Raw genomic sequence first — 12747 nt, 5'->3', positions numbered from 1 at the left:
TTAACCACAAAAAGGCCGGTATCCGCTACTATCAGGTTTAATTAACTTCCAACAGTTCTATTAACTCAAAATCCCTATTTTCGTGTCCACAAAACCCTTCTCTAAATGGAATTCGCATTTGTAATTATTGCTGTTGTTATTTTATTAATTGCCGTTTTTTTGTTTATAAAAAAGCCTAAATCAACTTCTGGAGTTGATTTAGAAACCTACAACGCATTAAAAACCGAACTCGCCGTAAGCGAACAAAAAGTAAAAAGTACTAAAGAAGAAAAGCAAGAAAACGAGCATCGCTTTTTACAAAGAATCAACAGATTAGAAGCAGAAAAAACAGATTTAATTGAACAGCTCACCACCGAAAAGAAAAAACTATCACGAGCAGAAGAATCATTTAACGCCCAACAAGAAAGGCTACAAGAACAAAAAGCTTTTGTAGAAGAATCTCAAATTCGTTTTAAAACCGAGTTTGAAAATGTGGCTAACCAAGTTTTAAAAGCAAAAACAGCAGAATTTACCGAAGTGAATAAAGCCAATTTAGATCTGCTTTTAAATCCGCTGAAAGAGAATATCAAAGCTTTTGAAGATAAAGTAGAAAAGGTTTATAAATCAGAATCAGACGAGCGGAATGTTTTGAAAGGGGAAATCACTAAAATGATGGAACTTAACAAACAAATTAGTGACGATGCGGCAAACTTAACCAAAGCTTTAAAAGGCGATAACAAAAAACAAGGCAACTGGGGCGAAATGGTTTTAGATAAATTGTTAGAGGGATCGGGCTTAATAGAAGGGACCAATTACAGCAAGCAAAGCAGTTTTATAGCCGAAGATGGCAGCAGGTTATTACCCGATGTGGTGATTTTTTTACCTGATGAAAAACATATTGTGATTGATTCTAAGGTTTCATTAGTGGCGTATGAGAAATTGGTAAATGCCGAAGATGAAGAAAGAGAAGGCTTTATAAAACAACACATTAACTCTATTAAAACACATATTGGTGGTTTAAGCGGTAAAAATTATCAGGATTTATATCAAATTAACTCGCCCGAGTTTGTGTTGCTGTTTATCCCAATAGAATCTTCATTTGCTATAGCTGTTCAGCATGATCAAGAGCTGTTTGATTTTGCCTGGAATAAACGGGTGGTAATTGTTACTCCATCTACTTTATTAGCTACTTTAAAAACCGTAGCTTCTATTTGGAAACAAGAACAACAAACCCGTAACGCCATAGATATTGCCACCAAAGCCGGTGCTTTATATGATAAATTTGTTGGTTTTGTTAGCGATTTACAAGAAGTTGGAAAAAGTATAGATAAATCTCAAAAAGTTTATGGCGAAGCCATGGGCAAACTCACCACCGGAAACGGAAACTTAGTAAACCGAGTAGAGAATTTAAAAAAATTAGGCGCAAAAGCCACTAAAGAAATTGATAGTAGGTTGTTAGAGGAATAAGCGTGAGAAGCAGCGAAAGGTTTTTGCTCTTACAGAGCAAAAACAGCTGTTTAGTTTAAAGTTTAACTAAAACTAAAATCAAACTCGATTCTAAGTAGGGTCTTTCTTAGAAGGCCCTACTTTTTTAATCTTAGGTTTAACAGATTTAACGGTTGCGTCTCCTAAATTTACATGCTTATTTAAAATGCGTTTACCTTCTGTTTTAACGTTTTGGTTTTTGCGTAAGCCCCAAATTAAATCTGAAGCGTATTTGCGGCTTTTCTCAATATCTACAATGGGTTTAGGATAATCTTTTCCAATTTCTACCTGATACATTTCTTGTTCCATCAGGCTTAATTTCCAAGGCTCATAAATTAAATGGGCGGGTACATTTTTAAGTTCGGGAAGCCATTGTTTCACAAAAATACCGTCTTTATCATGCTCTTCGGCGTTTTTAATTGGGTTATATATTCTGATGGTGTTTACACCCGTAACGCCAGCCTGCATTTGTATTTGCGGATAATGAATACCGGGTTCATAATCTAAAAACTGACGGGCTAAAAAGAAATTGAGCTCTCGCCAATCTTGCCAAAGGTTAAACGTAAAAAAGGAAACCACTAAAGCCCTCATCCTAAAATTAATATAGCCCGTTGCTACCAAACAACGCATACAAGCATCCACCAAAGGCACTCCGGTTTTACCTTGTTCCCAGGCATCAATATAGGTTTGGTTTTTGGGTTTAATAATGTCATCATAACCTTTGTTTACATTTTCAAACTCCATGCGGCATTCATCTTCAAACTTTTGAATAAAATGGCAATGCCAATGTAATCTGGAAATGAAGTTTGATAAAGCTCTTTTGTTACTGGCGTTTTCATAATGCTGCCTAGTGTAGCGGTAAACCATCCGCATAGAAATATTGCCATAAGTTAAATAGGGGGATAAACGGCTACAGCTTTTTCTGCTTAAGGCTGGTTTAGAAATATTTGTACTGTAATTGGTGTAACGTTCTTTCACAAAAGTTTCTAAGTAACGCCAGGCAAAAGTTTCGCCGCCAGGCTGAAAATCTTTATTGGGTTGGGTAATTTCCTGGGCTAAAGTTTCGCCTTTTAAAAATTGGTAAAGACTTTCGTCGATGTTTAAAATATTCCAGTCGGTTTCTTTTACAAATTTGGGATATTCTGACATTTTATTTTCCCAAAGCTGCCCCCAATTTTTTCGGGATTTTAATTTTCTAATCACCCCATGAAGCTGATATTCTTTCCATTGAATATCATTTTTTTTGCAAAAATCTTTGATGAGGAGATCTCGGTCATAAGTAATTTTATTCCCAATTTCTTGATGAGAAAATATAGTATTGATGGAATAATGTTTGGCTAATTCTTCAAAAACAAAATTCACCTCTTGATGAAAAACATGGAGTTTGCCGTTAAGGTTATCTAACTTAGATTGCATGTCTTGCAGCGATTGATGTACAAAACGCCAATGCCGCACATCACTATCTGGATAAGCCATTACCGAAGGTTCAAAGCAGTATAAAAACAAAATAGGAAGTGCTTCTTGTTGTGCAAAAAACAAAGGTTCGTGATCTGTAAATCGGAGATCTCGTTTAAACCAAACGATGTTGATTTTTTGTTTATTTACAGCGCTTTGATTAGGCATTCATCTTTTAATAACCTATTTAAAAGATGAATTTAGGGAGATTGTTTTTTATAGGGTCGATTTATTTTTGCGGTAGAAGAAAAGTAGAATGCAGAGAACTCAACGCTATTTTGTGCACAAGCCAATGTTTAATAAACTTGATGGAAATGATACCGGCCAAAAGCCTAAGGCCTGTAGCCGTATGAATGGACAGCAAGACTGCCGTAAATATGAAATACTAGCCTTGCTTTTCCAAAAATTAAAACCCTACCACCTTAATTAAAGTTCCTTTTTCTACTCGGTCGGTTAATTTCATTCCATTTAAAATGGCTAACTCTTCAAACCTTTTGCTATCCATTTTAAAACTAATTAAAGCCTGATTTAAAGTGGCGCTTTGTGCTACGGTTTTAATGCGGATACGTTCGGGTTGTTTTGCCAATTTAGCCGCATCTTTTAATTCTCTAAAATTTTGCATGGTGTTGGTAAAAGAGGGAGCGTAAGTGTTAAAATCATTTACTTGAGAAACGCCAATTAAGTGATAAAAAACGCCTCCGTATTGAATTACGTAAGATAAAGTTCTAATTGCGGGCTGTTGTTGTTGCTGTTGCTGACCTTGTTGTTGCTGTTGAGCTTGATCTGCAATAATAGAAATTGCGTTTAAACCATTAACAGTTATGTTTCTTGATTCTATAGCCTGTAAACCGTATTGCTTTAACATTTCAGTAGCGGCTTGTTCTAAAGATTGTCCGGGTATTAAAGTCATGTTCATAATGGCTTTACCATCTTTAGGCGCCATTTGAACCATTTGAGGCGAGTTTTGAAAAGACCAATTTGTTGGTATTGGAAATTGAAATTTTAAAACTGGGTGATAAAACACATTGTTTTCTACAAAACCTTGTTTAGGATCTTCACCATAAATTAAACCTTCAATTCTTCTTAAATAGGTGTTTCTGTTAATTTGTGGATTGGTAAGATTAAGTTGATTTTTCCAGTCTACCGCTAGTTTTGCAACGGTTGCGTTTCTATCTCCTGGGTTGGGGTGGGTTGATAAAAAATCAGGTAATTCTTCTCCTCGTCCTGCAGATTTTCTTTCTAAAGTGTTAAAAAAGCCAGCCATTTGCTGTGCATCATAACCAATTTTAGAAGAGTATTCTACGCCTAAGCCATCAGATTCTCTTTCGGCATCTCTACCAAATTTTAAAAATAACAAACCCAAACCTTCTGATGCTTGTTGCCCAAATTGGGCTAAATTTGGGGCAACTATCATTCCGGCAATTAAACCTACCTGACCTAAAATAGAGTTTCTTTGTTGAGCCACAGAGTGACGAGCAGTAATGTGACCAATTTCATGACCTAAAACACCGGCAAACTCAGCTTCGTTATTAAAATGAGCCATTATCCCTCGGGTAAAATATACGTAACCACCAGGTACTGCAAAAGCATTTAAAACTTCCGAATCCACAATTTTAAATTCATAGTTTAAACCTGGTCTGTGAGAAATTGCTGCCATTTGTTTTCCCTTGTTGGTAATAAAACTTTGCAATTCTTTATTTTCATACAAACCATATTGCGCAACAATTTGCGGATCGGCTTCTTTTCCCATCGCTATTTCTTGTTCTGTAGACATTAATACCAATTGTTTTTTACCCGTAACAGGGTTTACAGAACAGGCATTTAAGAGCAGAATACTTACAGCACAAAAGCCAGATAGAATATGTTTTTTCATTGGAGTAAATGTTGATTTTTAAATTTTTGCCTAAAAAATTATTAATAAGCCAATCATTAATTACAAAGATAGTACCAAGAAATTAGCTGGTAATTTCTATTAAATAATCAAACAAGTTGGTGTCTGATGATACATTTAATTTTTTGCGCAATCTATAACGGCTTACTTCTACGGCTCTAATGGAGATGCTCATTAATTGCGCCATTTCTTTAGATGATAAATTCATTTTTAAGTACGCACAAAGTTTTAAATCATTGGCGCTTAAAGATGGAATTCTTTCTTTTAGCTTGGTTAAAAAATTAGAATGTACGTGGTCAAAATGAACGGCAAACTGTTCCCAATCACTATCGGCTCTTTCTGCTTCGTTTAGCAAACCTAAAATTCTTTTAAACTCTTCAGGGGCGGTTTCTGGGTTATCTGTTTTTACTATTGGTAATAACTCTTCTTTAATTTTGGTTAACAATTTACCTCTTTGCACCAAGTGCATGGTGGCGGTGGCCAGTTCTTTGTTTTTGAAATTTACTTCAGATTCTAGTTTTTCATTCTGAAGTTTTACAATTTCTTTTTCATTATGTTCAATTTCTAATTGATGTTCTTTCTTTAAATATTCTTGTTCTTTCTCGTATTTTCTTTTTTGTCTTTGACTTAATAAATAGATGATTCCAAATAGTATTAAAACGTAAATAAGGTAAATCCAAACGGTTTCATACCAAGCTGGGTCTATGGTAAAAGTGTAGGAAACAGGTTGAGATTCGTTACCTAAATTGTTTCTTGCTTTTACTTTAAAAGTATAAGTCCCATGTGGCAAATTGGTATAATCTTTTTCGCTTTTTGCACTCCAACCCGACCAGTTTTCATCAAAACCAGCCAATTGGTAGCTAAATTCTATGTTGTTTTGTTGTTCATAAAGTGTGGAGGAATACTCAAAGTGCAAGGAATTGTTAGTGCTAGATAGGTTAATTTTTTGCTCAGTATCCTGATGGTCACTAATTCTGTTTTTGTTTAAAAAATAACCTCCAAAAATAATACTGTCTTTATTTCCTAAGGCTTTTACCAAGGTTAAAGTCACCCTGAGGGGCTTTATATTTTCTAAGTATTTTAAATAATTAATATGGATAATTCCTTTATCTGAGCCAATAAAAACGTTCTCTTTATTGTAAGGATAAATGTTTTCGAAGCCGGCTACTACTTTTGCATTAAGCTCTGGAAAGTAAACTATAGCATAATCTTTATTTCCTTCTTTTCGATGAAAATCTACTACACCCACTTTTTTATTGGTTACAAACCAAATATTCCCTTCTTGATCTTCATTTAAATATTGAAAAAGCGTTTCGCCCAGTATAGGCGCTAAAAATTTGGAAGGGAAGAATTTTTGTTTGGCTTCATCAAACTCATAAATTCCCTTTTCTGTGGCTACTACAATTCGGTTTTTAATTCTGGCGATATAGTTATTTAAGGCTGATGGTAAACCATCTTTTTGTTGATATAACCAAGTTTTGGCTATACTTTTCTTATCATTTGATAGCTTAAAACGGTAAACCCCTCTGTACGGGTGTGATGCCCAAACCGTATTGCTGTTGTTATCATGTAAAATAAACCTTAAAGGCTCATTAATTCCACTGATGTAGCCTTTATTAATAAATTTTCCGTTTTGAAAAACTAAGTGATGAAGGCCGGAGTAAGTGCCGGCAATAATTTCTTCGGCAGGATAATAAGGAGATAGGGCTTCAAATAACCAAGTGCCGGGATAGGCAAATAGTCGATTTGCGGTACCATTATTAACCACAAAAGTACCATCTTCATGGGCTACCAACAATGTTTTATTGATCACGTTAAGGTTCCAAACCTGCCCTTGGGTATTACCTACTTCGGCAAAATTACTGCTAGAATAACTAATGTCTTTAAACCCGCTTTGTAATGGCGAATAGTATAAGCCATTAGAAGTACCTATGTAAAGGTTGTTATTTAGTATTCGGGTAGAATATCCGCTGGTTTGTTTGCTCTTATCAGGATAAATGTATTTAACTGCGTTATTAAAGGCAATAAAATCTATCCCGTTATCTAAACCAAGCCATAAATTTTGGTTTTTATCTTTAAAAATACTTCGGATATTATTTTTTTGAAGTCCATCAGCAAAGGAAAATTGCTGCACTATTTTACCTTGCTTATCTGTAATTAAACACCCTGCAGAAACTGTAGCAAAGGCATTCCAGTTTTCATTTACCTTAATGGCATTGTAAATTCTGTTTTTAAACAAGGCATTGTCATCAACAGCTGGTTTTTTAATGAGTTGTGAGCCACTCAATAAATAAAGTCCGTTTTTTAAGGTGGTAATTAAAACAGTATCGCCATTAAAATCAAGAATAGAGGTAATAATAGCTCTTTTTAAATCTGGTGATGAAGAAAGGGTTTCCCAAACACCGTTTTTAATAGTTAACAATCCTTTAGAAGTATCTTGAGCAAACACCTGCTGATTAGCGCTTCCTAAAAACTCCCAAGTACCATTAGATTGGTAAACTTTAAAAGCATCATCCTTAAGGTGTAATATTTTAGTAGTTGTTCTAAAGTAAATGTCTTTTTGAAGGATAACAATATCCCATATATCTGCAAATTGTCTTTCGTTGGTGGGAATGAGCTCTCTAAGCGAGTGATATTTTAATACCCCATTTTGATTAGGAAAAAAATAACCGATCTCGTCTTGTGCGCCTACGTATATTTTACCGTCAACATCAATTTTTACCGATCTTACAATTGTTTTATTTGGTAATGGATAAAGCTTCCAATATTTGCCGTTATAGGTTAATAGACCTTCATTATTTGCAAAATACATCATCCCATTTTGATCTTGGTCTATAGCCCAGTTTTGTGTGCCGCCTTTATAATCAAGATTAGAGTAATTGTTTATTTGAGGAATTCCAATTTGGGCATTTGAAACGGTAATCATCAACCAGGTGATCAGAAATAATATCAGTCGCTTCATTAAAAAAGAATCAGTTTATAATATTTTGGTTTGAGGGATAAACAACAAAAAAGATGGTATCTTTTTCTAATGTTAAAAATGTAAATTTTTTTTCAAGGTTTAATGTTTTTTAGAAATAAAATTAATGCGTTTAAATTTGGTTTTAGAAGCATTTAAGTAATTTGTAGTATTAATGTAGTATCAATATTTTATAAAAAACAACTGATATTTATAATTGTATAGGTTATATAGTAGCCTAATGTGAATAACATTGCATACACGCTATTACATTTGTAGTGTGGTTTTATAGCCTATCTCAAAAGCTCTAAGACAACCAATTAACCAATTTTTAAAACTTAATTAATTTCTTATGAAAGGAAAAATTACCTCAATTTTTCTGATGATTTTTTTATGTTGCGCTCTATTTGTTAGAGGACAGGATTTAACAGTATCAGGAAAAGTTACCGATGAAAGCGGCGAAACGCTACCAGGTGTAAGTGTTAGAATTAAAGGCGCTACCGGCGGAACACAAACAATTGCAAACGGTACGTATGCTATAAAAGTCCCTTCGGCACAAACCGTATTAATTTTCTCTTATTTAGGTTACTCTACTCAAGAAGTTGCGGTAAACGGCAGAACCACCTTAGACATTAACTTAAAAGTAGACCAAACCAGTTTACAAGAAGTTGTAGTGATAGGTTATGGTACACAAAAAATCACCAAAGTATCTGGCGCAATATCTACCGTAAAAGGTGCTGATATTGAAAAACTAAACCCAGTAAGAGCAGAAGATGCTGTACAAGGAAGAGCATCTGGAGTAACTGTTATTTCTCCGGGATCGCCAGGGGCAAAGCCTACAGTATTAATTAGAGGTATTCCTTCTTACACCGGTACAGATCCGGTAGTGGTGGTAGATGGTTCTATTCAGTCTTTAGACGATTTAAACTCTATTAATGCTGCTGATATTGAATCTATTAATATTTTAAAAGATGCTGCAACAACTGCTATTTACGGGGTAAAGGGTGGTAATGGAGTAATTGTAGTCACTACTAAAACCGGAAGAAAAAACCAAAAGAATGAATTTACTTATGGAAGTTCTTACGGACAACAAGAGGTAGTAAGTACAATTGGCGTTTTAAATGCCACAGAATATGGCGCTATACTTAATGAAGGAAGCGTAGCTTCTGGTGGTGCTATTCTGTTTCCAAATTTAAGTGCTTTAGGCGTTGGGACTAATTGGCAAAATCAAATCTTTGAAAATGCCGCATTACAGTCTCACAACTTAACCGCTAGGGGTGGAAGTGAAAAACTATCTTACTTTGTTTCTGGTGGATATTTAGGGCAAGATGGTATTGTTGGAGGCGGAAGCAAATCTTATTTTAACAGAGCCAACGGTACGGTAAACCTTTCTTTTGATTTAACACCTAAATTAAAGTTTATTGCCAATACTAGTTTTGTAAATATTAAAGGCGCAGGTGTTCCAGAAAACTCTATCAACAGTGTAATTTCAAATGCTTTAAATTTTGACCCTACGGTTTCTATCTTTAATACCGTTCCTAACACTTACGGTAAATATTCTATTAGTAATACCATACTTTCCGAAATATATAACCCGCTTACTCAATTAGATGATACTTATAATGAGTCTAATACCAATAAGTTGTACGGAAAATTAGAGTTGCAATATGATGTGTTAAAAAACTTTAAAATTACGTCAAGATATGGTTATACCAACACTGATGTATCTACAAAAAGTTTCAATCCATTATCTTTTTATGGCGCTTCACACATTAATTCTACTTTAAATGCTGATGGTACGCCTAGACCAGGTTCTCACAATTCTGTTGCAGAAGGTAAAATAAACTATTACAATTTTACTTTTGAGCAGTTTGGTAATTACAACTTTAAAATAAGTGAAGACCATAGTTTTGACGTAATAGGTGGATTTTCTTTAGCTAAAGTAACAGGAAATGCTATAAATGGATCAAGACAAGATGTTCCTTTTAATTCTTGGGAATTTGCTGATATTTCTGCTGCAACAGGAATTGCTCAAACATCAGGTTTATCTGTTGGATCTTACCAGTATGAGCGTAGAAACCTTTCTTATTTTAGTCGTATCAACTATGATTATAAGGAAAGATATTTAGCCTCATTTTCTGCCAGAAGAGATGGTTCTTATGCATTTGGTGAAAACAATAAATTTGCAAATTTCTTTGCAGGTTCTTTAGGTTGGGTGGTATCAAGCGAAAGCTTTTACAAATCTGACTTTTTTGATTTCCTAAAACTTAGAGGAAGTTATGGCGTTACCGGAAACGAAAATGTGAACCCACAATTTCAAAGAATTTCTACTGATATCTACAGTTACAATTTAGGTCAAAATGCGGGTTATACTTTTGGTAATAACGCAACATCTATTGGTGCAACTATAGCCTCTTTTAGAAACGATAATTTAGGATGGGAAAAACAAAAGCAGTTAAATGCCGGCTTTGATTTAAGATTTTACAAAAGCAAATTCTCTTTAACTGCTGATTATTTTGAGAAAAATATCAGTGGTTTATTGTTTACGCCCTCTTTATCATTGTATTTAGGTACAGCTTCTTCTCCAACATCAAACATTGGTACAACAAAAACCAGTGGAGTAGATATGAACTTGGGTTATAACGATCAAATTGGCGACAACTTTAAAATAGGAACCAATTTTGCATTTACAACCGCTAAAAATAAAGTAACTGAAACCAATAATGGTTTAATTCAAGGTGGTAATTATGGTATTCCTAATCAAACAGTAACTAGGTTTGAAAAAGGATTTACTCCGGGTTATTTCTATGGGTACCAAACAGCAGGTTTATTTCAAAACCAAGCCGAAATTGCTGCAAGCCCAACACAAGCAAATGCACAACCAGGTGATATTAAGTATGTAGATATCAATGGAGATAATGTGATAGACGCAAACGACAGAACTAAAATTGGCGATCCTTTTCCAACGTTTACTTTAGGTTGGGGGTTAAATTTTGAGTATAAAGGTTTTGACTTTAACACATTTGTTTACGCATCTGTAGGGAATGATATTTACAGAGCTTACGAAAGAAATTTAGCAATGACCAATAAATTTAGAGGGGTTTTAGCAAGATGGACAGGCGAAGGCACCACAAATGATGCTCGTAATCCAAGATATAGCTTTACAGACGGAAACGTGAATAGTCGTGTATCTGATAGGTATGTAGAAGATGGTTCTTTTGCTAAAATCAAGAATATTCAATTAGGTTATGCCTTGCCAGCTTCTTTATTAAAAAGCAAAACAATTTCTAGAATTCGTGTTTATGCTCAAGTTAAAAACGCATATACTTTCACAAAATATTCTGGTTATGATCCTGAAATAGCAGGTGGAATTTTCGACTCAGGTATAGATCGTGGCGCATACCCTCAAGCAAGAACTTATTCAATGGGAATTGATGTTAAATTCTAAACCCTTAAAGAACGTTAAAATGAAAAATAATAAATATATCATAGCATCACTTTTAGTTGTAACAATGACTACAGGTTGCGAAAAATTTGTGGACTACGCTCCAAAAGAAGATTTTCAAATTACATCAGACGATTATTTAAAAACCAGTGATGATTACCAAAAAATGGTTGTTGCTTGTTACTCGCCGCTACAATGGTTGTGGGCTAACCCGGTAATTGGAGATATCGCTTCAGATAATTCTGTATCTGGAGGTGAGAATGCTACCGATCAAATTGGTTTTCAAGAAATAGATAATTACCAAATTACTGCTAACAATGGTAACCTTACAGAAGCATGGAAATCTTGTTATGAAGGCATTAACAGGGTAAATTATTTAGAAGAAAATAAAACCAAATTAGACTTTGTCGGTAAAGATGCGCTTTACGGAGAAATTTATTTTTTAAGAGCGTATTATTATTTTGAGTTAGTAAGAATGTTTGGTGATGTGCCTCTTTTTGTTGATAAAAGATTAGGAGTTTCTGATTCGAAAGGAATTCCAAGAACGGCAAAAGCAGATGTTTACAAGCAAATTGAGTTAGACTTAAATAATGCAATAGCAGCTAATTTACCAAACGTAAGAGTAGCTGCAGAGCCAGGTAGAATTACAAAATATGCGGCACAAGCATTATTAGGTAAGGTTTTATTGTATCAAGGTAAATTTGATGCTGCCGCTGCCATGTTAGAAAACGTAGTAAACGGCCCTTTCAGTTTAGTTACAAATTTTGGAAATGTCTTTTTACAAGCGGGTGAAAATGGAACTGAATCTGTTTTTGAAATTCAATACTCTAATATTAGCCCATTTTATGATTGGTCTAACCCAGGCAGAGGGCAAGGAAATTTAGCTGTTCAGGTTTGTGGAATTAGAAATATTACAGGGTCTAGCCCTTACGGAGAAGGTTGGAGTACCAATTTACCAACTGTAAATTTAGCAAATGCTTATGCTGCTGGCGATACCAGAAAAGCGGTAACCATTTTAGATATTGAAGCTTATAAAGCAGCTAATCCTCAATTTAATATTAAATATACAGTTGCGCCTTATAGAAATACAGGGCTGTATAATCAAAAATATCTTCCAAGAAAAGGCGAAACTTCTGGCCAGGTAGAATTAAATTACCTAAACAACTACAGAACTATCCGTTATGCCGATGTTTTATTAATGGCTGCCGAAGCTAATAATAGAGCTACTACTCCTAATGATACCAAGGCTCAGGGTTACTTAAACAGAGTGCGTCAAAGAGCTTTTGCAGATCAATTGCATAATATCACTTCAACCGGAACAGCATTAAGACAAGCCATTTGGGATGAGAGAAGATTAGAATTAGCCATGGAAGGCGATCGCTTTTTTGATTTAGTAAGAACAGGTCAGGCGGCAGCAAAAATTACTGGTTTTATGGTGGGTAGAAACGAAATTTTCCCAATCCCACAACAAGAGATTGATATTTCTGGGTACACGCAAAATCCAAACTACAACTAAATCATTTAATCATTTAG

The 12747-nt window shown here is 34.7% G+C and carries 6 protein-coding genes; 3 read left to right on the top strand and 3 right to left on the bottom strand.

Annotated features, from left to right (window positions below; all coding sequences use genetic code 11):
- Positions 1–105 precede the first annotated feature (105 nt).
- Positions 106–1446: a DNA recombination protein RmuC gene (gene rmuC / locus FA046_RS02800; protein ID WP_136824836.1), complete on the top strand. Its 1341-nt coding sequence runs from the start codon at positions 106–108 to the stop codon at positions 1444–1446.
- Between the two features lie 90 nt (positions 1447–1536).
- On the opposite strand, the gene FA046_RS02795 is transcribed toward rmuC, so the two are convergent.
- The 3 genes from FA046_RS02795 to FA046_RS02785 form a co-directional block, all read right to left on the bottom strand.
- The gene (locus FA046_RS02795; RefSeq protein ID WP_136824835.1) at positions 1537–3087 is read right to left on the bottom strand and encodes a cryptochrome/deoxyribodipyrimidine photo-lyase family protein; all 1551 of its coding nucleotides are present in this window, start codon (positions 3085–3087) and stop codon (positions 1537–1539) included.
- A gap of 238 nt (positions 3088–3325) precedes the next feature.
- A complete protein-coding gene (locus FA046_RS02790; protein WP_136824834.1) occupies positions 3326–4792 on the bottom strand; it encodes a M48 family metalloprotease in 1467 nt (488 codons plus the stop codon).
- Between the two features lie 82 nt (positions 4793–4874).
- Positions 4875–7772 carry a triple tyrosine motif-containing protein gene (locus FA046_RS02785; protein ID WP_136824833.1) on the bottom strand — a complete coding sequence of 966 codons (2898 nt, stop codon included), beginning with the start codon at positions 7770–7772 and terminating at the stop codon, positions 4875–4877.
- A gap of 349 nt (positions 7773–8121) precedes the next feature.
- Between FA046_RS02785 and FA046_RS02780 the strand changes: the two genes are divergently transcribed.
- Together FA046_RS02780 and FA046_RS02775 are read left to right on the top strand one after the other, a co-directional pair.
- The gene (locus FA046_RS02780; protein ID WP_136824832.1) at positions 8122–11217 is read left to right on the top strand and encodes a SusC/RagA family TonB-linked outer membrane protein; all 3096 of its coding nucleotides are present in this window, start codon (positions 8122–8124) and stop codon (positions 11215–11217) included.
- Positions 11218–11236: 19 nt separating this feature from the next.
- Positions 11237–12730, top strand: coding sequence for a RagB/SusD family nutrient uptake outer membrane protein (locus FA046_RS02775; protein ID WP_136824831.1), 1494 nt, complete (start codon positions 11237–11239; stop codon positions 12728–12730).
- Positions 12731–12747 lie beyond the last annotated feature (17 nt).

The organism is Pedobacter cryophilus (assembly GCF_005116455.1).
Lineage (GTDB): Bacteria > Bacteroidota > Bacteroidia > Sphingobacteriales > Sphingobacteriaceae > Pseudopedobacter > Pseudopedobacter cryophilum.
This window is presented reverse-complemented; position numbering and strand designations above follow the sequence as displayed.